Source organism: Priestia sp. ABM2_011 (assembly GCF_056158845.1).
Genome location: NZ_JBSWUB010000001.1, coordinates 1,878,278 through 1,900,279, shown reverse-complemented (window position 1 = coordinate 1,900,279; position 22,002 = coordinate 1,878,278). Strand labels below are relative to the sequence as shown.

Annotated in this window: 25 protein-coding genes and 1 pseudogene; 10 read left to right on the top strand and 16 right to left on the bottom strand. The window is 40.1% G+C overall.

Features of this window, described 5'->3' with window-relative positions:
• Nucleotides 1-23 precede the first annotated feature (23 nt).
• Entirely contained in the window at nucleotides 24-722 is a 699-nt protein-coding gene (locus tag ACXAE4_RS10090; RefSeq protein WP_098999159.1) for an L-ribulose-5-phosphate 4-epimerase, read from the bottom strand.
• On the bottom strand, nucleotides 716-2,347 hold the full coding sequence (locus tag ACXAE4_RS10085; protein WP_098999158.1) for a xylulokinase: 1,632 nt from the start codon (nucleotides 2,345-2,347) through the stop codon (nucleotides 716-718). Before ACXAE4_RS10085 ends, ACXAE4_RS10090 begins: the two co-directional genes overlap by 7 nt.
• A gap of 338 nt (nucleotides 2,348-2,685) precedes the next feature.
• Here ACXAE4_RS10085 and ACXAE4_RS10080 point away from each other — a divergent pair, with 338 nt between their 5' ends.
• Nucleotides 2,686-3,792 (top strand): GntR family transcriptional regulator, encoded by a 1,107-nt coding sequence (locus tag ACXAE4_RS10080; protein WP_154990051.1) that lies wholly within the window; start codon nucleotides 2,686-2,688, stop codon nucleotides 3,790-3,792.
• 88 nt (nucleotides 3,793-3,880) lie between these two features.
• Here the strand turns inward: ACXAE4_RS10080 and ACXAE4_RS10075 are convergent, their stop codons facing one another.
• Nucleotides 3,881-4,864: an HD domain-containing protein gene (locus tag ACXAE4_RS10075; RefSeq protein ID WP_154990049.1), complete on the bottom strand. Its 984-nt coding sequence runs from the start codon at nucleotides 4,862-4,864 to the stop codon at nucleotides 3,881-3,883.
• A gap of 230 nt (nucleotides 4,865-5,094) precedes the next feature.
• On the opposite strand from ACXAE4_RS10075, the gene ACXAE4_RS10070 reads away from it, so the two are divergent.
• Nucleotides 5,095-5,475: a FixH family protein gene (locus ACXAE4_RS10070; RefSeq protein WP_154973933.1), complete on the top strand. Its 381-nt coding sequence runs from the start codon at nucleotides 5,095-5,097 to the stop codon at nucleotides 5,473-5,475.
• 45 nt (nucleotides 5,476-5,520) lie between these two features.
• Here ACXAE4_RS10070 and ACXAE4_RS10065 read toward each other — a convergent pair whose 3' ends face one another.
• From ACXAE4_RS10065 to ACXAE4_RS10050, 4 genes and pseudogenes are all read right to left on the bottom strand, one after another.
• Nucleotides 5,521-5,898, bottom strand: a complete 378-nt coding sequence (locus ACXAE4_RS10065) for a hypothetical protein (RefSeq protein WP_154973935.1) — start codon at nucleotides 5,896-5,898, stop codon at nucleotides 5,521-5,523.
• A 196-nt stretch (nucleotides 5,899-6,094) separates the two neighbouring features.
• Nucleotides 6,095-7,465: pseudogene (locus ACXAE4_RS10060) on the bottom strand (nucleoside recognition domain-containing protein).
• 13 nt (nucleotides 7,466-7,478) lie between these two features.
• Entirely contained in the window at nucleotides 7,479-8,210 is a 732-nt protein-coding gene (locus ACXAE4_RS10055) for a FeoB small GTPase domain-containing protein (RefSeq protein ID WP_034267073.1), read from the bottom strand.
• Nucleotides 8,203-8,460 (bottom strand): FeoA family protein, encoded by a 258-nt coding sequence (locus tag ACXAE4_RS10050; protein ID WP_475235949.1) that lies wholly within the window; start codon nucleotides 8,458-8,460, stop codon nucleotides 8,203-8,205. The genes ACXAE4_RS10055 and ACXAE4_RS10050 overlap by 8 nt, the downstream gene beginning before the upstream one ends.
• A 424-nt stretch (nucleotides 8,461-8,884) precedes the next feature.
• Here ACXAE4_RS10050 and ACXAE4_RS10045 point away from each other — a divergent pair, with 424 nt between their 5' ends.
• A complete protein-coding gene (locus ACXAE4_RS10045; RefSeq protein ID WP_154973939.1) occupies nucleotides 8,885-9,814 on the top strand; it encodes a DUF3298 and DUF4163 domain-containing protein in 930 nt (309 codons plus the stop codon).
• 346 nt (nucleotides 9,815-10,160) lie between these two features.
• Here ACXAE4_RS10045 and ACXAE4_RS10040 read toward each other — a convergent pair whose 3' ends face one another.
• Entirely contained in the window at nucleotides 10,161-10,328 is a 168-nt protein-coding gene (locus tag ACXAE4_RS10040) for a hypothetical protein (RefSeq protein ID WP_176343650.1), read from the bottom strand.
• Nucleotides 10,329-10,659: 331 nt separating this feature from the next.
• Here ACXAE4_RS10040 and ACXAE4_RS10035 point away from each other — a divergent pair, with 331 nt between their 5' ends.
• Nucleotides 10,660-11,040 (top strand): VOC family protein, encoded by a 381-nt coding sequence (locus tag ACXAE4_RS10035; RefSeq protein ID WP_154973940.1) that lies wholly within the window; start codon nucleotides 10,660-10,662, stop codon nucleotides 11,038-11,040.
• A gap of 62 nt (nucleotides 11,041-11,102) precedes the next feature.
• Here the strand turns inward: ACXAE4_RS10035 and ACXAE4_RS10030 are convergent, their stop codons facing one another.
• Nucleotides 11,103-11,486, bottom strand: coding sequence for a FixH family protein (locus tag ACXAE4_RS10030; protein WP_028414740.1), 384 nt, complete (start codon nucleotides 11,484-11,486; stop codon nucleotides 11,103-11,105).
• Nucleotides 11,487-11,690: 204 nt separating this feature from the next.
• A complete protein-coding gene (locus ACXAE4_RS10025) occupies nucleotides 11,691-12,038 on the bottom strand; it encodes a DUF6054 family protein (RefSeq protein WP_028414741.1) in 348 nt (115 codons plus the stop codon).
• Nucleotides 12,039-12,181: 143 nt separating this feature from the next.
• Here ACXAE4_RS10025 and ACXAE4_RS10020 point away from each other — a divergent pair, with 143 nt between their 5' ends.
• Nucleotides 12,182-12,601, top strand: coding sequence for a MarR family winged helix-turn-helix transcriptional regulator (locus tag ACXAE4_RS10020; protein ID WP_154990043.1), 420 nt, complete (start codon nucleotides 12,182-12,184; stop codon nucleotides 12,599-12,601).
• A 46-nt stretch (nucleotides 12,602-12,647) separates the two neighbouring features.
• On the opposite strand, the gene ACXAE4_RS10015 is transcribed toward ACXAE4_RS10020, so the two are convergent.
• Together ACXAE4_RS10015 and ACXAE4_RS10010 are read right to left on the bottom strand one after the other, a co-directional pair.
• Nucleotides 12,648-13,811 (bottom strand): DUF4179 domain-containing protein, encoded by a 1,164-nt coding sequence (locus ACXAE4_RS10015; protein ID WP_154990041.1) that lies wholly within the window; start codon nucleotides 13,809-13,811, stop codon nucleotides 12,648-12,650.
• Between the two features lie 19 nt (nucleotides 13,812-13,830).
• Entirely contained in the window at nucleotides 13,831-14,343 is a 513-nt protein-coding gene (locus ACXAE4_RS10010) for a sigma-70 family RNA polymerase sigma factor (protein ID WP_154990039.1), read from the bottom strand.
• Between the two features lie 148 nt (nucleotides 14,344-14,491).
• On the opposite strand from ACXAE4_RS10010, the gene ACXAE4_RS10005 reads away from it, so the two are divergent.
• The gene (locus tag ACXAE4_RS10005; protein ID WP_154990037.1) at nucleotides 14,492-15,505 is read left to right on the top strand and encodes a S66 family peptidase; all 1,014 of its coding nucleotides are present in this window, start codon (nucleotides 14,492-14,494) and stop codon (nucleotides 15,503-15,505) included.
• Nucleotides 15,506-15,651: 146 nt separating this feature from the next.
• Complete coding sequence (locus ACXAE4_RS10000) at nucleotides 15,652-15,834, top strand: hypothetical protein (RefSeq protein ID WP_108674812.1); 183 nt, start codon at nucleotides 15,652-15,654, stop codon at nucleotides 15,832-15,834.
• Here the strand turns inward: ACXAE4_RS10000 and ACXAE4_RS09995 are convergent.
• Nucleotides 15,809-16,162 (bottom strand): DUF4181 domain-containing protein, encoded by a 354-nt coding sequence (locus tag ACXAE4_RS09995; RefSeq protein WP_047750252.1) that lies wholly within the window; start codon nucleotides 16,160-16,162, stop codon nucleotides 15,809-15,811. The two genes, ACXAE4_RS10000 and ACXAE4_RS09995, sit on opposite strands and share 26 nt — an antisense overlap.
• Before the next feature lie 192 nt (nucleotides 16,163-16,354).
• Here ACXAE4_RS09995 and ACXAE4_RS09990 point away from each other — a divergent pair, with 192 nt between their 5' ends.
• Nucleotides 16,355-17,005, top strand: coding sequence for a DUF975 family protein (locus ACXAE4_RS09990; protein WP_098999716.1), 651 nt, complete (start codon nucleotides 16,355-16,357; stop codon nucleotides 17,003-17,005).
• Nucleotides 17,006-17,054: 49 nt separating this feature from the next.
• Here ACXAE4_RS09990 and ACXAE4_RS09985 read toward each other — a convergent pair whose 3' ends face one another.
• On the bottom strand, nucleotides 17,055-17,969 hold the full coding sequence (locus ACXAE4_RS09985) for a DMT family transporter (protein ID WP_098113252.1): 915 nt from the start codon (nucleotides 17,967-17,969) through the stop codon (nucleotides 17,055-17,057).
• 515 nt (nucleotides 17,970-18,484) lie between these two features.
• On the opposite strand from ACXAE4_RS09985, the gene ACXAE4_RS09980 reads away from it, so the two are divergent.
• Nucleotides 18,485-19,327 (top strand): C40 family peptidase, encoded by an 843-nt coding sequence (locus ACXAE4_RS09980; protein ID WP_034267107.1) that lies wholly within the window; start codon nucleotides 18,485-18,487, stop codon nucleotides 19,325-19,327.
• Nucleotides 19,328-19,384: 57 nt separating this feature from the next.
• On the opposite strand, the gene ACXAE4_RS09975 is transcribed toward ACXAE4_RS09980, so the two are convergent.
• Nucleotides 19,385-20,056, bottom strand: coding sequence for an MOSC domain-containing protein (locus ACXAE4_RS09975; protein ID WP_154973952.1), 672 nt, complete (start codon nucleotides 20,054-20,056; stop codon nucleotides 19,385-19,387).
• Between the two features lie 54 nt (nucleotides 20,057-20,110).
• On the bottom strand, nucleotides 20,111-20,317 hold the full coding sequence (locus tag ACXAE4_RS09970) for a hypothetical protein (protein WP_154973955.1): 207 nt from the start codon (nucleotides 20,315-20,317) through the stop codon (nucleotides 20,111-20,113).
• Between the two features lie 467 nt (nucleotides 20,318-20,784).
• Here ACXAE4_RS09970 and ACXAE4_RS09965 point away from each other — a divergent pair, with 467 nt between their 5' ends.
• Entirely contained in the window at nucleotides 20,785-21,960 is a 1,176-nt protein-coding gene (locus ACXAE4_RS09965; RefSeq protein ID WP_098113255.1) for a NupC/NupG family nucleoside CNT transporter, read from the top strand.
• Nucleotides 21,961-22,002 lie beyond the last annotated feature (42 nt).

The window sequence follows — 22,002 nt, the reverse complement described above, 5'->3', positions numbered from 1 at the left end:
CCCCTTTTCTGTATGTAAGTCTTTTAATTCCCTTGCCCGTAATACGCATTTTGTCCGTGTTTTCGTAAATAATGTTTGTCTAATATACGCTGCGGCAGCTCTTCAGCCAGCCCGTTTAATTTTTGGGTAAAGAAATTCATTTTGGATACTTCGTCTAATACGACGCTGTTCATTACCGCCGTTTTGGCGTCTTTTCCCCACGTAAACGGCCCGTGTCCTTGAAGTAAAATTCCAGGAACTGCTAGCACATCTAAACCGCGCTTTTCAAACGTTTCAATAATCACCTTGCCCGTTTCCACTTCATATCCGTCATTTACTTCTTTTTCTGTCAAAAAGCGCGCGCACGGTACGGAACCATAAAAGGTATCGGCATGAGTCGTTCCCATTGCCTGCACATCGAGCCCTGCTTGAGCCCAAATGGTCGCCCACGTTGAATGCGTATGAGCAATACCGCCAATTTCGGGATAGTGTTTATATAGTACGGCATGTGTCAGCGTATCAGAGGACGGATTAAGCTCACCTTCTACCACGCGGCCATCTAAATCGACGACGACCATGTCTTGTGCCGTCATTTTTTCATACGTCACGCCGCTTGGTTTAATCACAAACAAACCGCTGTCTCGATCAACTGCACTTACATTTCCCCACGTGTACTTGACCAGTCCGTGTTTTGGCAAATCGAGGTTTGCTTGAAATACTTCTTCTTTTAATTTATCTAGCACAGTAACTCCTCCCGTTCTTCGCTGTGATGCTCGGCAGCTGCTTTTTCAATTACTAGCCCTTTTTTATATCTTTTAATAAATGCTTCAAACCCTTTTACATCGAGTTCGTCAGGGTAGATTTCCTGTGCGGTCACTTCTTTAAAAACTTTATCATCCAAGAAATCTTCTAAACTTTCATTCTCACTTTTATTGAGCATATAAGAAGAAAGAATAGCCATGCCCCACGCGCCGCCTTCTCCTGCTGTGTCCATGACGGAAACCGGGGTATTAATTGCCGCTGCCATCATTTTTTGACCCACTACCGGCGTTTTAAATAATCCTCCGTGCGCTAAAATGCTGTGAATCTTTACGTTTTCTTCTTTTACTAAAAGATCCATTCCTATTTTTAAAGCGCCAAAAGCTGTAAAAAGATGCGTTCGCATAAAGTTTGCTAGATTAAAATTGCTTTTTGCTGACCGGACAAATAGCGGACGTCCACTTTCTACTCCGGTAATATTTTCACCTGAGAAATAGCCGTAGCTAAGCAAGCCCCCTGCATCTGGATCAGCTTCTAACGCTTTATTTAACATCACTTCAAACAATTTATCCGACTCTACTTTTTGCCCCATCGCCTCCGAAAATTCACGAAACAATCCGAGCCAAGCGTTCAAGTCGCTTGAACAGTTATTCGCATGAACCATGGCAACTGGACTGCCGTTGGGCGTGGTAACCAAATCAATTTCCGGATAGACTTTTGAAAGCTTTTTATCTAGTACAATCATCGCAAAAACGGACGTTCCTACTGAAACATTTCCCGTGCGTTTTCTTACGCTATTTGTCGCCACCATTCCCGTTCCTGCATCTCCTTCTGGAGGACAAAACGGAATGCCCGGCTGCAAATTTTTTGATTGATCTAAAATGCTAGCTCCTATCGCTGTTAACGTGCCTGCTTGCTCGCCTGAAGTATGAACTGCAGGCAGAATATCTGATAGTTGCCACGAATATCCTTTGTAAGAAATGAGCTCGTCAAACTGCTTCATCATCGCTTCGCTGTAATTTTGCGTGCGTTCATCAATTGGAAACACTCCTGAAGCATCTCCAATGCCAAGCGCCTTACTGCCTGTTAGCAGCCAGTGAATATAGCCGGCTAGTGTTGTCATGTAATGGATACGCGGCAGATGTTTTTCTTGATTGATGATTGCCTGATACAGATGCGCAATGCTCCATCGTTCAGGAATATTAAAGTTAAAATGTTCAGTTAATTCTTTTGCTGCTTCGCTTGTTGTTGCATTACGCCACGTTCGAAACGGAACAAGCAGCTCACCCGTTTTATCAAACGCCATATATCCGTGCATCATAGCTGAAACGCCGATAGAGCCAACTGTTCGAATGGTGATTCCGTAGCTTCGTTCCACTTCTTGCTTCATTTCACGGTAAGCACTTTGCAAACCTGTAATAATATCAAGTAAGTTGTACGTCCAAAAACCGTCTTCCAAGAGATTTTCCCATTCATAACTGCCTGATGCGATCGTTTCAAAATTTTCGTCAATCAGCACCGCTTTAATACGAGTAGATCCAAGTTCAATTCCAAGGGACGTTTTTCCTTTAGCAATTGCTTGTTTTATGGTTTCTTGAGTTGTTTTCACGTTTAATCTCCTTTCTGATAGCTATAAAGATACCTATAGCAGTAAGGAAGCGCTTTCCGTTTTATGTAACGCTGTTTGAATTTGTTAACAACTTAAGTATATTTATTTGTACGTACATTTGTCAATAATAAAATTATATATGCACACAAATATTCAAAACACCCTACTATTCTCTTCTTAAACTTTTAAAAAATCGGTATTCAACCCTTAAATTATTTTCCTTTTGATTAAAAATTACGGAAATCTTTTCATTTATTCACGTTCATGATAAAATATGTCCATACAAATTTTATACATAAAAAAAGTTGAATGTATACAACTACGAAAGAAGTGAAAACATGAAGCCAAAATATCAGGTGATTATTGAAGATATAAAAAGCAAAATTCTTTCAGGCGATTACAGCATTGGCGAGCAAATCCCGACTGAATCGGTCATGCAAGAAACGTATGGTGTCAGCAGACATACGGTTCGAAAAGCGATTTTAGAGCTGTCGAATGAAGGATTTTTAAGAAGCGAAAAAGGGTCTGGCACCTATGTAAGCAACCAGTATCAATCCAAAGCGAGCGGGGCTTCTGCCAACAAAACGATCGGCGTAATTACTACCTATATTTCCGACTATATTTTCCCTTCGATCATTCGCGGAATTGAAAGCAGGTTAAATAAAGATAATTATTCCCTGCTGCTGGCGAGCACGAATAATGATGTAGAACAAGAAAAAAAAGCCCTGGAAATGATGCTTTCCTACGGAGTAGACGGCTTAATTGTTGAACCTACAAAAAGTAATTTGTACAATCCAAACATCTCTTATTATTTATCATTCAAAGAACAAGACGTTCCGTTTACGATGATTAACGCCTACTACGAAGAATTAGAGGTTCCGTTTTTTTGTTTAGATGACGTTCAGTCAAGCTACCTTGCCACAAATGAATTAATTTCAAAAGGACATACACAAATTGGACTTATTGCCAAAATGGATGACCTGCAAGGAAAATACCGAATGAAAGGCTACATAAAAGCGCTCGGTGATGCAAAACTACGCTTTCAGCCTGCGCATATTTTGTCTTTTAACACCGAAACAAAGCTCGATTTGTACGCTAATTTAAAAGAGTTTCTCACTGAAAATCAAGACGAAATGACCGCTCTTGTCTGCTATAACGATGAAGTCGGATTAGAAGTTGTAAATGTATGCAGACAGCTTGGCATTTCCATTCCGGACAAGTTGTCAATTATTGGTCAAGATAATTCGTACATTGCTAAAAATGCAACGATTAATTTAACAACGTTAACCCATCCGCAGGAACAAATGGGACACGACGCGGCTGATTGGATCATTAAAAAGCTGCAGGGCAAAAAAGAGTTACCAAACGAAACTTACTATCAGCCGGTGTTAGTTGAAGGCGAAACGATTAAAGAACTAACTGCAAAGCGTGATGAAGTTCGTTAAGAGAAGGCTTCTTTAGAGGTCTATAAAACTTCTTATAAGATAAGGGGATGCACATTATTGCATCCCCTTTTTTATGTAACGATTCATTTTATAACGGAGCCTGAACGATGATATATACTCCTTTTTCTATCCTTTGTTTCGCTTGCTCTATTGCTCTTTTAGCGGTAAATGATAACTGAGATACAGGAGCCGCCCCCTCTGAACCAATAACAAGAGGATCAACCCAGCGCATTTTTGTCGTTTGGTAAACATCATAACAAGACGCCGTTCCTGTTTCTGCTTTGCTGTTAAAAAGAGCAGATAGCATCCCTTCAATGCTGCTATCTCCAGCGTTTTTCAGCAACCGAACCACATCGTCATCCTGCTTTAAAAAATCTTCCATAGACACTATATCTTTCTGCAAAGCAAGCTTGATAATTTCCGTCAGCTGATAGTTTCCAAACATATTAAGCGGATTCATAAAAAAGCCAATCACTTCTTTGTAGTAAGCATCCACAAACCACTCTGCCGCTGATAAATTGCTACATGCCATTTGTCCATTAAATACGACAAGGTGATCTAAAAACGCATGCACTTCTTCTAAAGTAATCTCCCCGAATACGTACAAATCCCGCAGCGTATAATCCACGCGGTCGGCGCATAAGTGCGGAGCGCTCTGTTCGAGCAGCGTCCACTGGCTTTCATCAAGTAAGATATCTCGCCAGTTTAAACCGGCGCTCGTTAAAATATGAGGAATAGATGACTGGGTCACAATTTGTTCGTAAATCATTTCATGATAATTTTCTTCTTTTTGTTCCAAAACATAGTCAATTACATGAGAAAATGCCGTATGTGAAACGTCATGTAATAAAGCCGTTATTTGCTCTTCCAAAGAGCCTCCTAGCCTATGTACAAGCATCATCGCACCAACGGAATGATCATATCGAGTAGTATTCCATTTTTCATTTACAAACCGGCTCGCTCCGCCTTGGTAAATTCCTTTTAAACGCTGTACGGGGTCACTTTGAATCAGTTCTAAAAGAACGCCTTCTGCTTCAAAATTTCCGTACAGCTCATCATAAAGTGTAAGCATATCCTTCTCTCCCTTTCCTAGCTTATTATGTTTAATCCTAAGGTCAAGACACAATGCTGTAAAGCCGCGTTGCGATAGTAACCTATTTTTTGTAACAAAATGTTCAATTTTCTTGCCGTCACACTCATAAAAAATCACTCATTGGGATGATTTTATTTTATAACTTAAGTGATAAAGTTTTATGGAGAAATTTATTTACTAGTAGAAAGTAAGATAAAAAGGAGATATTTATGAAAAAGCTTAGTATGCTGCTGCTCATTTTAGTCATTGCCGTAGTCGGCTGTTCAAAAGGAAACGAGCAAAAATCACAGGAAGTAAAAGGAACAATTGAAGTCCCTCAAACCATTAAAGCAAATGAACAAACATCTATTAACGTGCTCGTTACACAAGGAGACAAAAAGATAAAAAATGCAGACGCTGTACAAATTCAAGTTGAAAAAGAAGGCTATATTAATCAGGAGATGATTGACGCCAAACATCAGGGTAACGGCACATACAGCACCGACTATACGTTTAAAGACGACGGCGAATATACGATTACCGCTCACGTTACGATAAAAGGCGACATGAAAATGTTTACAAAAAAAGTGACGGTTGGCGAGAAAGAATAAATAGCCTATCAAAAAGCGACCTCTGCTTGTCAAAGGTCGCTTTTATTATTTCTTTGATTCTTTAATACGGTCAAGATACTGCTTCGCATGAAGCAAACCAAGATTTTTTTCTTTGCGTATGTATTTAATAGCCTGCACATCACTTCGTCCATTCATCATCATCAAATTGACTCTGTTTTCAAAAGCCTCGTCTTTCTCTATTTCTAGCTGCTTCCACTCTTCATCTAAATCACGTTTAGGTGTTTTGAGCAGGAATACCACTAGTATAACAAGGACGCTACTTGTGGTGATATAAAGCCACAGCCAATCGAGAAACCAGCTGTTAATCACATTGATTATGATGAGAACAGTGAAGCAAGAATACAGCCTTGTTTGATACTTACTCCTCTTGTTTGAATCTATTTTATTAAAAAATATCCCCACCGTCAGCCTCCTTTTAGCATTTCATTGGCGCTTTTTTCTATTAATCTCTTTTGCGCATTAAGCAAATCTATATCATACAAATTACCATTTAACCTAACAAATAGCAATCAAGTTCACCCTATCATACTCTTTATCTCATTGACTACTCATAAAAAATACAGGACTTTTCGCAAAGCCCTGCACGTTTATTTCATATTTAAATAAGGTTAAACGCTTTTACCACTTGAGCAACCGCAAACGTAACACCAATCGCAATCACTGTTGGAATCGCAAAAGCAAGAAACGTCCACTTAACATTCTTTGGTTTCTTTATAAATGTTCACAAGCGTTGTTCCGCATGGATAATGTAGAAGCGAAAACAGCATCATGTTAAGAGCCGTTAGCCACGTCCAGTGGTGATCCAGAAAAATTTGCTTGAGTCTTGTTGCATCTTCAATTTCAATTAATGATCCCGTTGATAAATACGCCATTAGTAAAACTGGTACAACAATTTCATTAGCGGGCAAACCAATAATAAAAGCAGCTAGTATGTACCCGTCTAGTCCCTAGCGTCTTGGCAAACGGATCAAGAAACTGAACGAAGTGCATTAAAATACTCGTGTCGCCGACATAGATGTTAGCCAGTACCCACGTTAGACACCGCTGCGGGTGCTGCAACAATAATCGCGCGTTTTAACACGAACAGCGATTTATCCAGCGTCGCACGCACAATGGTATCTACAAATTTTGGCTTACGGTAAGGCGGGAGCTCTAGCGTATAGTGGGTTGGAACTCCGCGCAGCGCCGTTTTAGACAGTGCCCACGATACAAACAGCGTCACCACAATTCCAAATAACACGGTTCCCACTACCACAAGCGCCGTTACGAATGTTTTAGCGCTTCCTGTAAAGCCTGTTGCCATAAATAAAGAAGCTAACAAAATCAGCGTAGGCCATCTGCCGTTACATGGAACAAAGTTATTTGTTAAAATCGCCATCATACGTTCACGCGGCGATTCAATAATACGCGTTGACATAATCGCTGCGGCGTTACATCCAAACCCCATCGCCATCGTCAGCGACTGCTTACCGTGTGCCCCTGCTCGTTTGAACAAACGATCCATATTAAACGCGACGCGAGGCAAGTAGCCGTAGTTTTCTAAAAGCGCAAAAACAGGGAAAAAGATGGCCATCGGAGGCAGCATGACGCTAATGACCCACCCTGTGCCTCGAAACAGTCCTAATACAAGAATTCCGTGCAGCCATTCTGGCGCATGCATCGCTTGAAAGAAAGCAGTTAAATATCCTTCCGCCCAGCCAAAACCTTGTGCGATTAATCCTGAAGGAACGTTTGCTCCGGCTATGGTGATATAAAAGATCACCGATAAAATACCAAGCATAATCGGAAAGCCCCAAATTGGCGAAGTGAAGACTTTATCCAATTTCTCCGTGCGCTGAAGCTTTGAGCGGTCTTGGTACACAACTGCTTTTTTACATATTTGCTGTGACGACTGATAAATGCTTGCGACCATATTTGAACGATGGTCTTTTTCTTTTGCCTGCTGGGCATAGCACGTTAGCTGTTCCATCGCTAATGAGTTTTCAGGAGTTAACGGATTTCCCATATGCGCTGTTCCTCCTTTCTGTGTGGCTGATATCTTGCTGCTGATGCTGCTGAATCGTTTCTAAAAACGACGTGTCTCCATCAAGAACTCGTAAAGCAATCCAGCGGAGAGGAAATTGATTTCCTACAATAGAAGCAACTTGAGGTTCTAGCTCCTTTAGTGACGCTTCAATTTCTTTTGTATACTGCACCTGGTAAGGAGTAAGCTTTACTTCCCCGCGCACGACTCCTTCAATCGCATCCAGCAAATTCGTAATTCCTTTTTTATTGCGAGCTGATATAGGCACAACCGGTACCCCTAACGATTCAGCCAGCTTTTTTTCGTTAATCACAATTCCTTTTTTCTTTGCTTCATCCATTAAGTTCACACAAATCACGACGTTTTCCGTCATTTCCATTACCTGCAGAGCTAGATTAAGATTTCGTTCCATCGCCGTTGCATCGACCACAACAACCGTAACGTCAGGTCTTTCAAATAAAATATAATCGCGCGCTACTTCTTCGTCCGCCGAGTTTGAATAAAGTGAATACGTTCCAGGCAGATCGACGATTGTGTAGAGCTGCTCGTGATGTTCAAACGTCCCTTCTGCTTTGGCTACGGTTTTTCCCGTCCAGTTTCCCGTGTGCTGCTTAAGACCGGTTAATCCGTTAAATAACGTACTTTTTCCCGTGTTCGGATTTCCTGCTAGTGCAATGCGATACTCACTCACCGTCGTCACCTACTTTTTTCACATAAATTTTTGAGCTTTCTTCTTTTCTGAGACCAATCGTTGTATGACTGACTTGATAAGCAACAGGATCTCCTAACGGGCTTTTTTGAAGCACTTTGATGATGGCTCCTGGAATAAACCCTAAATCTAACAAGCGGCGCTTTAAGGAACCTTCAACTTCAATTCGCTCTAGCTGCACCGTTTCACCTGTCGTAAATGTAGACAGCGGAGAATTTTTTACACTAGCCATCTATTTTTCACCCCTTCTTGTTTTTTATACAAGGTTATATTTTTTTCGTTAGACCAACTTTTAAGGTAAAAAAATATACTCGTTGATTTGTAATAGGCTATTCTGCTTAAGCAGAATAGTGAACCTGTCTGCATCAATTATTTAAAAATTTTAGTTTTCACTTATAATAATACCGAAAGTTTACCACAGGAAACTTTTTTAGTCCAGGGTAAATAATTGACTTTTTTCTTCTTTCTACTGAAGGCATAAAGTGGTAAGTGCTGGTCTATTTTTTCTAATAAAAGTAAGTCGAAAAATAATTACGTAAAAAGGAATTAACGAAAGTAAAAAAATGTAAATTTGTGCTATACTAGTGAATGAGCTTTTTGGAAAATAAAGTATGTATTAGTTTTAAAACCTACAAAAATCACTTTAGGGGGCTTTTATGAAAAGGTTCAAAAGGGTTAGCGCAGTTATTTTAGGTTTTGCTTTATTATTCTCACCGCTTGCTCCGCAAACAGTTGCAGAAGCAAAAGTCGCGTGGGGGAATCAGGAACTGGTTAAAGGGCAAATAGGACGCGTTACCGTTTTAAAGAACACGAATCTTTACAACATTAAAAACAACAAGTTAGTAGCGGCTAGAAAAGTGACAAAAGGGCAAGTATTCCGCGTGTATTCTGAATCTAGTAAATTTGGTGGTCTTTACGGGGTATCAAAGGGTACCTATGCTCAAAAGTCATCAAGTATTAAGTATGAAAAAGCCCCTAGTGACAAAATTCAAGCCTTAGGGGTAACAGTTACGAAGAAATCTTTAGCAAGCAACATTAGTTACCCTCAGGTATCTGGTCTTATCAATAAACCATTTGAGGCTAGCTATAATCGAAAGTTCTTAAATATTGCGAAAGAAGCACAAAAAGAACATAACGAGCTAAAAGAACAAGAGAAGGAAGACCGCAAAAACGGCTGGGCGCCAGGTCCTTATTCTCGTAATATGACATACTCTGTACCTTACAATCAAGATAATATTTTAAGTGTTGCTGTTACGAATGATGCGTACGCTGGCGGCGTTCACGGCAACGCTTGGATTGATACTTACAATTACGATTTGTTAAAAGCTCGACAAATTAGCTTAAAAGATATTATTAACACCAACACTAAGTTAAACAAGGTTAATAACTATATCCGGAATGAAATGATTGCGCGTAATAAAAAAGGTGCTCAGTTCTGGGTTAATGAATTTAAGTCTGTAAATTTAAAAGACGATCAGTTTTACTATACAAGTAGCGGCATTGCCATTATATTTGGTGAGTATGAGTACGGCCCGTATTCTAACGGCATTCATACGTTTAAAATTCCGTCCACCATTTATAAATAAGATAGTCGTACAAAAAAACATAAAAAAAGAAGCATGCGAACCATCAGTTCACATGCTTCTTTTTCTTTTTTTCTGCAGAATAAGCGGAGCAAAAAAGAAAGGTGAGCCCTATTCCGCCTCCAACCATCATTGAATAGGAAAACGTATCTCTTAACGCTAGACCGCCTATCATTGACAATACAAACAGAAAATAAAACAGTAATGTGTAGTTCCTCTTCACAATCTCTACTCTCCCCTTCCCCATCATTTTCCGAAAACCAAATCATACAATACAATCACGAAAGAACTCAGGGCCGCATGTATTACGCTTCTTGTAGCAGACGGAAAACCGCTTTTCAAGGTATTTTTATAGCGTTTGAAAAAGTGAAATGGTCAGAGCTAACGTCAGCAAGGAGCCTGCGGATGTTAACATCATTATTTTTCGGTTACTCTGATTCTTTTCGGGTTTCAAAAACTCTTGAATGGCTACAAACCAGATAACAAAAGTGATTAAAGAAAGAATCCCCATAGACATACGAGCATCTCCATTCTTATATGTATTTAAATTTTCAGTATATCTACTCAACAAACTTTCCCCACCGAGTTGCGAAAATAAATGTTACTCTCCACTTAATATTAACATAAAATTCCATATTTTTTTTAATGTGTGATGTAAAAACCGCAGCATTTTAGAAAATAAGCTATTTATAAAACGCTCATTTGAACTAAAAATGAACATAAAGCTGTCTCTGGCTATTCTCCACTTTACAAATGATATACTTATTTATAGAAAAACCTCTCAGATCTCACCCAGTACTTACCCTACCGTCAGAAGAAAAAAGTGTACCTTGTTAGGAGGAAACGAAATGATTAAAAAACTAGACCATTTTGTGTTAACAGTAAAAGACGTTGAAAAAACCATTCACTTTTATACGGTTATCTTAGGCATGCAAAAAGAAACTTTCGGAGAAGGAAGAGTAGCGCTTCGTTTTGGTGAACAAAAAATAAACTTACATCAAGCAGGGCATGAATTTGAGCCTAAAGCAAATCACCCTCTTCCGGGTTCCGCTGATTTATGTTTTATTACAGAGGAAAAAATTGAAAGCGTCATTAGTCACTTACAAAAACATAATGTAAACATTGAAGAAGAGCCGGTCAAACGTACAGGTGCTGTAGGGCCTATTGTTTCTGTTTACATAAGAGATCCTGATTACAATTTGATTGAGCTGTCGAACTACGTAGATTAAAGTGTCCTTATGAAAAAAGAGAATGCACAAGGCATTCTCTTTTTAAATGGCTATATAAGGTACTACTCTTTAGACTTACCTACTTCTACTTTTTTCGTAAACATTTTCATGTCACCATCTACCGTAACATGAGCGGTAATCATGTACTCGCCGTCTTCTTTAAACGTATAGTCCGTGCTGTATACACCTTTTCCTTCGTGCGGTGCTTTTGTCATTTCTTGATTGATGTAGCCTTCTTTTTCAACTTGGAACTGTACGTCATCTGCGTTTTCTACTTTTTTATCTCCTTGCGTCACAAGGACTTTAAGCTTGACTTGTTCATTTGCTTGAATTGATTCCGGTACTTCAATCGTTCCTTTTACTTCTTTTGAACGTGAATCATTTGCCTTTGAACAGCCTACTATAGCTATCATTAAAACGAATAATACGATGCTGAGTTTTTTCATTATGTTGTTCTCCTTTGTTATGTAAATGTGAAGTCTTCCTGCAATTTCATATTATACTCATTTATCCGGTAAAAAGAGAAAAATTGCTTATTGTCCACATAAAGTTCTTATTTCTACAGTAGCTTTTACATCTTTTCATTTCTCTAATCGTCATTTCCTTCACAAAAAAGCTGAAGAAGCGTATTGCCTTCTCCAGCTTTACCTTTATCTCTGCGGTTCTTCTAGCGTATAAGCAGACAGTGCGTTTTCGACCCATCGTACAAAATCTTTGCTTGCTCCCCAGTCAATATTTAATACCCCTTCTGCGCTTCCTGAAGGAATACACTTAACTTTGTTTGGACCCGACACATTTTCTAGAATAATGGTTAGTGATCCTCTGCCGCCGGTGCGGAAAAAATAGCGTTCAAACACAAGCGTGCACAGCTGCTTGCCGTCTCCAAGGTCATAATATTCTTTGTATAGTAAGTCACTTTCCGAATTATTTGCGTTCACAAGCTTTTTTGCTCCATCAAAAGGAAGCAGCGTCGTTTTAAATTCAATTACCTTTCCCATCACTCAAGCCCCTTTCTATCGCAACAGATACCTACTACTTCTCTTTTTCCCTCTAAAAAACCTGCCGCTTCTCTTTATGTACAATATGGTACAATAGAAAAGAAAAAGAATTGTTTGAACGGAAAAAGGAGCATACAACCTCTATGAATACACGAGATCAACTTATCCAAAATGTGGTTTCCACGATGCGAAACCAAACGAAAAAAATGCAGCTGTCGGTTATCCCCACTTTAAAATCATATATTCCTTTAAATGAATTTTTAGCGCTTCGCCTGCTGTATAAAGAAGGCAATCATATCGTTTCTGAGATTGCCGAGCACATGCACATCTCGAACAGCAGCATGACGTGCGTCAGCGACCGTCTCATGGAAAGAGAATTTGTCACGCGCGTACGCAGTCAAAAAGACCGCCGCGTTGTCTACTTATCGATTACGGATAAAGGAAAAGCGTTTGCAGAAGAAATGGAAAAAGTACTCACCCAAGAATATGGTGAAAAGCTTAGCCATTTTACGGATGAAGAATTACAGACGTTTCTTCGCTTGTTAAATAAAATGGATATTTAATAAAAAACCAGATGCCCGCTAAGCAGGTCTCTGGTTTTTATTTTGGTTAGTTGTTGTTTACCTTCAAATTAAAGGCGTCCGAGGTTAAATCTTTTGAACTGTCGTTTTCGTAATCACTTACATACGGAACAAATCGAAGCATAACCACTCCTTTGTCGTTTCTGTACTCATCGTCCCTCTCTAGCACTGTGTCTGTTCCTCCTCCACTGCCGCTTTCAGAAAGATCTCTTCCATTTTGGTCTTTTATTTTTACACCAATGTCCGTTCCGCCTCGGATGCTTCCGTTTGATGATGTAAACGTATAGTGCATTTTAATCGAAACAGGCGATACGCGAACTTCTTTAATAGACAATACGCCTTCTATTCCCTTTTCGTTAATCGGAATTTCCTTGTTTAACGGATACACTTTAGTATCAGCGATGATTTTCGAGCCATTTACGCTAGTGTGTACGGTCCAATTCCCTTTAATTTCTCCGTACGAATCCCGGTAGTTCCCGCTTTTCGTCTGACCAGGATTCTTTTCAAATTCAAGGCTTGTGAACTGCGCGCTGATTTGATAGTTTTTGCTTGGATCAATGTGATCTAGCACGCTGTAGCCTTCAACATCAATTTCCCCGTCTCCGTCCGTGTCCGCTTGCGTTAGTTTTAAAGCGTACAGATAGTCCCAGCTTCCGTCTTTGTTTTTGATTGGTTCCTCTCTAATGCTTGAAGCGGAATCAAAAAACGACATATTGCCAATTTTCACGCGCAGCTCTCCTGGTCGAATTGGCGCGTCTCGGTTAAGTCCTAGTGCGGTTCTTCTAAATTCATCTGCGCTAATCGTCAGCCCAAGCAGCACCTGTCCGTCATCAAGCATTAGTTCATTTACTTTTACTTCAATACCTTGGTCCGTTGCCGTTTCATTTACCGCTTTTTTATAGCTGCTCAAACTGCCTTCAGGCTTGTTCATAAGCAGCTCGATTTGCTGGCCAAGCTGCTGACTGATTCGCACAGCCGATGCCCATACCGTTTCGTTTTGCATCATCACAGGTGTTACAGCAAGCAGCAGCACCGCAGCGGCAATCAGCGGACGCGCTTTTTTCCGCACCAGCTTTATTTCACGTTTTAAACGTTTTTTCATTCGCTTTTTCTCGCTTTCCGTTAGCTCGATTTCTTCATATTCATCAACGTCTACAGAAGATCCGTTTAATAAGTCGTACTCATTTTTCATCTTTGTCCCTCCTTATTTCTTATTTAAAAATGGCTTTTAATTTTTTTCGTCCGCGCGACAGCCGGTTGTATAAATTGCTGATGGTGGTCTCTTGTTTTTTCGCAATTTGCTTCAGCTCGACTTCTTGTAAGTAATACGCTTTAAACAGCTCGCGGTCTCCTTCACTTAAGTGACCTAAAAGTTCTTCCAAGTCGTCCCTTTGAACGTTATGAACTCCTGGTGTTTCACCAAACTCCGCTTCGCTAAGCGATTCATGCTGCGTTTTTATGTATTTGCGCTGATAGTCGATGGCTTTGTACTTAGCAACAGCCGCAACCCAGTTTTTAAACGTATTTTTTTCCGAATCAAAGCGGTGAATATGATGCCACACGGCTAACAATACGTCGTTTACACACTCTTCTTCATAACCTTTCAGCGTGCCTAGATGCTTACGTACAATGGCCGTAATTAACCCTCCGTACTGATCGATTAACAGCTCTAATCCTTTTTCTTTTTTCCGTGTTATACACACAACAATCCAGTCATCTTCCATGACATTGCTCCTTTCTCCTTGCTTTTACATCTATTAATACGGATTCTTTTTACAAAACCTATCAATCTTCCTACATTAAATTAAAAATAAGCTTGTTCAGTATTTCTCTCGCTGGTAAAATAAGCTAAAACCTTTGAAGGAGGCCGCTATGATTACCTATCCTTTTCTGACATCCAACCCAACTATCGGCGTAACCGCACCTTCTTCTGGTGTACCTCAAGCTCTTCATTCCATGTTTTCTTTATCGTGTGAACGAATGAAAGAAAAAGGCTTTTCTGTTATACCGGGTGAAACCGTTTGGACGCAGCATAAAGCAAAATCTGCTTCTCCTAAAAAACGTGCAAATGAGCTTCAAGGCATGATTGCTGATGAAAACGTTGATATCCTTATCCCGCCTTGGGGAGGCGAGCTGCTCATTGAAATACTTGAACATCTTGACTTTACAAAATGGAAAACAAAATGGGTGCTTGGCTATTCTGACACCAGCGTTCTTTTGCTGGCTATTACACTTAATACCGGGATTGCAACGGCTCATGGAACCAACTTTGTGGATTTACGCGGAGAATACTGGGATCCAACGACTGCGATGTGGCAGCAGGTGCTGACGACCAAAGAAGGCGAAAGCGTAGCTCAAGTTTCTTCTGATTCCTATCAAACAGAATGGCAGCACGATAACCCGTCACCATGCGTGTTTCATTTAACGGAACAAACGGCTTGGAAACATACAGAGTCAAGCGACGTTCATATCGAAGGGCGCCTGCTCGGGGGATGTATAGACGTAATCAGACACTTAGCCGGCACTTCTTTTGGAGACGTCAAAGCTTTTCGAGAAAAACATATTCCTTCAGAACCGGTCATTTGGTATTTTGACAACTGTGAACTGACGACTGTAGACCTTCGCCGTTCGCTTCTTCAGCTTAAGCTAGCGGGCTGGTTTGATAACTGCTCGGGCATTTTATTCGGTAGAAGCAGCGCTAATGAGCCCGTTGATTTCTACACTGCTGAAGATGTGTATCATGATCTTGCCTCCGACTTACATATTCCCGTTGTCTATGACATCGACTGCGGCCACCTCCCTCCTCAGCTCACGCTTATTAACGGCGCGTATGCGAGTGTTAACGTAGAGAAGAATAAAGGCACAGTTGTTCAATACTTTGCGTAAAAAAAGAGGCTTGTATATAAGTAGTTTATTTAATTGAAGAAAAATTCGAACGAACTTGATTCCTGATGGAGAATCCAATTCGTTCGGATTTTTTTATGGATATGGTGCAAGTAGGTTTGTTTCATATATGTAGGTGCTTCTAATGGTTGATTGGAGGGCAGGACGAAGACTCCTGCGGGAAAAACGGAACAAGTGAGACCCCGCAGGAGCGTTCGCGACGAGGAGGCTCACCGGCCGCCCGCGGAAAGCGAAGTCTTGCACGGAAATCAACCGCGGTTCATTTCGTCGTTTCACAATTTTGTTTTACATATCTGTCATCAGTAATATAAACGTCCCAAACAGGAAAAAAGTTGCACCAAACCACGAATGGTAGTGCTCTTTTTGTTTTCTTTCAAACTTCCATTCTTCAAATCCTCGAATTACGTACAGGAAAAAAAAGAAAAGAAACATAAAAACGGAGGTATAGGCTGGAGGTATAACAAAGATCAGCACTAAAAACGCAGCAAGCATCACCATTTCAAGTGTGATAAACAGCGGACGCCTTCCCTTAAAGCTTCTCCAATAGCTTTTTTTCATCTTTGTATTCAGCTTCTTTCGCATGGCAAGATCCAGAAAGATATAAACGACTGCCAGAATCAGCAAATACACAAGCGTCATTTCCGTCCCTCCTTCCGACTTAAAATATCCTTATACTTCCATTTTAAAGGACTTTCCATAAATTTCAAGTCTCTAAAAAACTTTATCCAACTTATTAGTGCAAGCATTCATATATTTAAAAATCGCTAATATATTGACTAATGTACAGGTTGAATTCTCTGTATAAACTCACCTAGAGGGGGACATCAAGTTATGAGAATAAAAGAAGTGAAGCAAGGTGCACTCACAGCGCTGAAAAACCGCTGGGGATTCGCCGTACTGCTTACGTTCGTTACGTATCTAATTGCTGCCGGTATTCCAGGACTTATTGACTTTCTTGTTAACGGATTTCCAAGCGGGTCTGAAACCGAATACTCACAGTCTACCTTAGCTAATATTGTATCCCTGCTGCTCGTACCGCTCTTTTTTTCTTACTACTGGGTACTGCTGCGTTTAGTAAGAGGAGAAAACGTCTGCGTTAAAAGTGTGTTTGATTCGTTTTCATCTGCAGGCTTATACTTTAGAACACTCGGACTTTACTTGCTAACGATTATTTATACCGTGCTATGGAGCATTTTATTAATCATTCCTGGCATCATCAAAAGTCTTGCCTATTCACAGGCTTACTACGTATTCCGCGATAACCCAGATTATTCGGTGAACCAGTCTATTACTGAAAGCAGACGGTTAATGAACGGCTACAAGTGGACCTACTTTTTACTCCTTTTAAGCTTTATCGGCTGGGGAATTTTAAGTATGATCACGCTTGGCATCGGGTTATTATGGCTCGTTCCGTATGTAACGACTTCGCTTGGCGTATTTTATGAAAAGCTAAAAGCAAATGAAACAGAAGTTGCTGAATAGAAGAAAAACCGTATTCGAGTTGCGAATACGGTTTTTTTTATGGATAGCTTTACGCTGCCTGATCTCCTCCATCAGAGGGCTTTAACTTTTGATTCTTCGCTTTTTTATTCACTAAATAAATACTGATAATAATAAGCACTAGCCCTACAAGAAGTGACGATGTAAAAGGTTCGTCTAAAAAGAGCGTGCCAATGACAATTGAAATAATGGGAACAAGAAAATTAAAGGACGCCACTTTGCTGGCCTCTCCTTTACTGATCAAATAAAAATAAATGAGCCACGCAACGGCAACAGAAAACAGTGCTAAAAATAAAAGCAGCAGTATAGATGATGAATTCCACACTATATGAGACCATCCTTCCACTCCGCTGCCGGTCGCTGTCATAACGACTCCGCCGACAAGACTTTGAATGGTAATAAGCCAAATGCCATCTACACTGTCACTAATACGTTTGATATAGACAGTTCCAATCGCCCAGCTCAGTGCCGTAAGCACAGCAAGAATAATTCCAACGGCTGAAGCATTAGCAGATAATTCTCCCATGCTGATGGTAGCTACACCTACAAAACCAAGAAGCAAGCCACCTATCTTCACAGCGTTCATGCTTTCTCCAATCCACATCCATGCAATGATGCCGATGAGCACCGGCTGCAAATAGACAATCACGCTGAAGACCCCTGCTGGCATAAACATAAGTCCAATCGTTTGCAGACCGTAGAATAAGATTGAATTAAATAGACCTGACACCATATATTTACGCCAGTTCTGCTTCCAGTGAAGCTGTTTAGCTCTTGGCAGTGCGACTGCTAATAAGATGATTCCCGCACTTAATGACCGCAGTCCAGATAACAAAATAGGCGATGAATAGCCAAGCGCAAGCTTCGACATCGGCCATGTTAATCCCCAAATCAGTACAAGAGCAGCTAAAAGAATCCCATTAATAAAAGATGATGACTGTTTCATACAACAACCACTCCTACATATATGAATGTAAATGATTCACGCGTTCATTCCTCCTTGTATACTACGCTTCTTTTTCACTCGCTTCAACTGGATGCTTTTGATGTAATTTATGTATAGCAGTTATAGTAACTGAGTTTCTTTTATGACAGCGTATCTTTCTTCTCTATGTGCTCATTTAGAAAAAAATAAAGTGTATCGCTAGTGGCGATATCACTTTTTACCTATAGCTTTTATACATCCTAAAAGCCTTGAAGCCATTCAGCTGCTGGGTTTCTGCTCCCCTTTTTCATTTAGCTGACATATTTTCTAATAAATCTATGAATCTCCTAAACATTTCTACCTAGATGAATTGTCAGAATTATTACAGAGATGGTGACAATTCTACTTATATCGCCCTTTAATATTAAAACTATGTTACAAAATGTCGTAATTTGGAATTAGATGTTTACTTTTCCTGTCAGGATTGATAGACTCACAGTTGTGAATAAAACAAGTTATGGAAAGGGAGAAAGAACATGCTAAAGAAAGCAAATCGTACAGTTATGAATATGGGGTTAGCAGCATTACTTGTTCCCGCTGCCCTAACATTTAGCACAACTTCAGCAAGTGCAAATGACGGAGGCGCTGCACCAGCACCCGTACAAGAAAAGGTAACGCCAAGCGTACCTCAACAACAAGCAACTACTACTAATCAAAAAGTCATCGTAAACGTGAGTGCGTTAAATATTCGTCAAGGAGCTAGCTTTTCATCTCCAGTTGTTGGAACTGCAACACAAGGTCAAGAGTTTGCTATTTTAAAAGAAGCAAACGGCTTAGTTGAAATTGCACCAAACAAATGGATTTCAAAAAGCTCAAGCTACGTAACAATTGCATCAGGTAAACCAAGCGCAAGCCAAGTAAAAGGTGTAAGCACATCAACTCCTTCTACTTCTACAGCATCTGCATCTACATCTGCAGCAAAAGAAACTAGCACACCAGCACCTGCTCCAACAACAAGCACGGCTTCTGGAAGCACAGTAAATGTTGCACGTAGTTTAGTAGGATCACCTTACCAATGGGCAGGAAACACACCAAGTGGATTTGACTGCTCAGGCTTTATCGCATACGTGTTCAACCATAGCGGTCACAGCATTTCACGTACAAGCGTAGCCAACTACTGGAACATGGCTACAAAAATTTCGTCTCCACAACCAGGCGATCTAGTATTCTTCCAAAACACATACACAAGCGGCCCATCTCACATGGGAATCTACATCGGAAACGGCCAAATGATTCATGCTGGTTCACACGGTGTAGCAGTAGCTGACCTAGATGTTTCTTACTATCAAGATCATTTCTTAGGATACGGACGCTTCTAAGAAAAAAATGCCCTCCAATCGTTAGATACGTTCTAACGATTGGAGGGCATTTACTTTTTATCGCTGCGCGACAGAAAGCGCCTTTTCAATCCGCGTTTGAAATTTATTTTTCCAGTCTTCCGCAAGTTCAGAAACTTCTAACGCCCGCTTCATCCCTTCTACATCTTTTGAATGATGGAAATATAAATCAAGCGTGAACCAAACGGATACTTGATCTGGATGAGCTTGAATTAATTTCACTTCCGCGTCTTTCGTAATTGTGCCTTCTTTCAGCACGCGGCAAAGGTAGCCGGTATAGCTTGTCTCAATCATTCGTTTTAAAAGACCTTTAACGCCCGTTCTCTTTGTAATCGTGTCGCATGGATTTCGACCTTGCGTCACTTGAATAACAGCGTCCCCCACTTGATAAATGTCTCCAATGCATACGTCTTTTTCAACCATGCCCGCTAAGACAAGATTTTCTCCAAACGCAGACATCGGCAGCTCCGTATCAAATTCTTCGTTCCATTTTTTATAGTGCTCATACGGATACACGCACACCGCACGATCCGGTCCGCCGTGATACTTTAAGTTCGCTACGCCGTCGCCTTGAAACCCTTCTTTTGCTAAAAAGGTCTCGTCTACTTGCTTTTTGCATATACCTGTCCGCATTTCTTTGTCAGAGCCGTATGCCATTTGTTCAGGCATGCCGGTTGCTAAATGAATCAGCTTTCTCTCGGGTGTTGTCATTATGTTTACACCTCTTTTATCATTTTTACTAGTTTACCACACTTATAGAGCATTTTATTTACTTGTTAGCTCTCTCAGCGGCTTCCACTTAAGTCCTAATGCATAATTAATAGCGGTAGCTGCGACAAATCCAATCAGCACTCCTGGAACGGTCGGCATAAACAAAGATGGAAACATCGCTACGCACACCAGTGTTACCACAAAATTTCCGGTATACGACCATTTGGGATGCTTTGAAAAAAATGTTTGAATACTATTCATTGCTAACGCCTTTATACAACTACTTTGTCATTCCTCATGAATATTCTACCATTAAAAAGGAAACATTTCTCTCAAACGACGTATTATAGGTCATTTTGTCTCTTTTTTACTTCTCATATTAGAATTCCAAGAACCGGAAGTATCATAAATTTTTAAAAATATTTCACAATTATATTAAAAATATCTTCATTTCCCCTTTTTCTTTTGTTCAAAATGATTTAAGATAGTAGAGGCTGTCGAAATATAAGTTATTATGTCAGTTTTGCATGTTTTTTTACATATTAGCACATAGTAAATATTATTTTACAATTACGTCATTTTTTATAATGGCCTAAAAAATTTTGCCCATTTTTAACAAAATTGGCGTAGAAGTTCCGTTTTTGTATAAAATAGAGGCCGATTTACATAGTCATTTCTATGCACGTCCCTCTTTTATAAATATAGGATACATGTAAGGAGAAAAGTAAATGTCAATTTTAATGGGAATTATCGGGATTGTAATTATCTTAGCAGTTGCATTCCTCATGTCAAACGACAGGAAACTTATCAACTATAAAGGCATCGCAGTTATGCTTGTCATCCAGCTTGCTATCTCTGCTTTTATGATGAATACATCGATTGGTCGCAAGGTGCTTGACTTTATCACAAGTGTATTTACAAAGATCTTATCATTTGGTAACGACGGAATTTCGTTCGTGTTTGGAGATCTTGCAGGAAAAGGCATTTTCTTTATCCAAACGTTAGTTATGATTGTATTCGTTTCAGCATTATTAAGTATTTTAAACTACTCTCGTATTTTACCCTTTGGGATCAAATATATCGGAGGACTTGTTTCAAAAATTACCGGACTTCCCCAAATTGAAAGCTTCACAGCCGTGAACGCGATGATTTTTGGTGATACAACGGCGCTAATTGCGGTAAAAAACCACATCGGAGGTTTAACGCCAAACCGTTTATTTATCGTTACAACAACATCTTTAGTATCCGTTTCTTGTTCGATTCTAGGCGCATACATGCAGATGATCCCGGCTGAATACGTATTAATTGCCCTTCCGCTAAACGTATTCTCTGGTTTAATCGTTTCTTCTATCGTTGCACCAGTAAAAGTAGAAGATGAAAATGAAGTCGATATCAAAGCGCCTGCTAAGCAAGGCACGCTGTTTGAAGCAATCGGTGACGGAGCCCTAGACGGCGGACGCGTTGCGTTAATCGTAGCAGCTATGCTTGTTACATACGTTGGTCTTTTAGCATTAGTGAACTACGTATTAAACGGTGTCATCGGATTAACGGTTCAAGACATTTTAGGCTATATCTTCTACCCAATTGCCTTTATCATGGGTATCCCGGCAGATGAACTGATGAGAGCCGGCGGCGTAATGGGAACAAAAGTAGTAGCAAACGAATTCGTTGCCATGCTTGACTTCCAAAAAATGATGCCTCACCTTTCTGAAAAAACGATTGGTATCGTATCAGCTTACTTAATCTCATTTGCAAACTTCAGCTCAATCGGTATCGTTCTTGGTACGATCCAAGCAATCAACGGCGAACAAGCTTCACGCGTTGCAAAGTTTGGTTTGAAAATGCTGTTAGTCGCTACAATGGGATCGATTTTAACAGGTATTATGGTTGGATTGTTTATTTAATGAAAAAGCACTCACTTGTGGTGAGTGCTTTTTTAGCTTTTC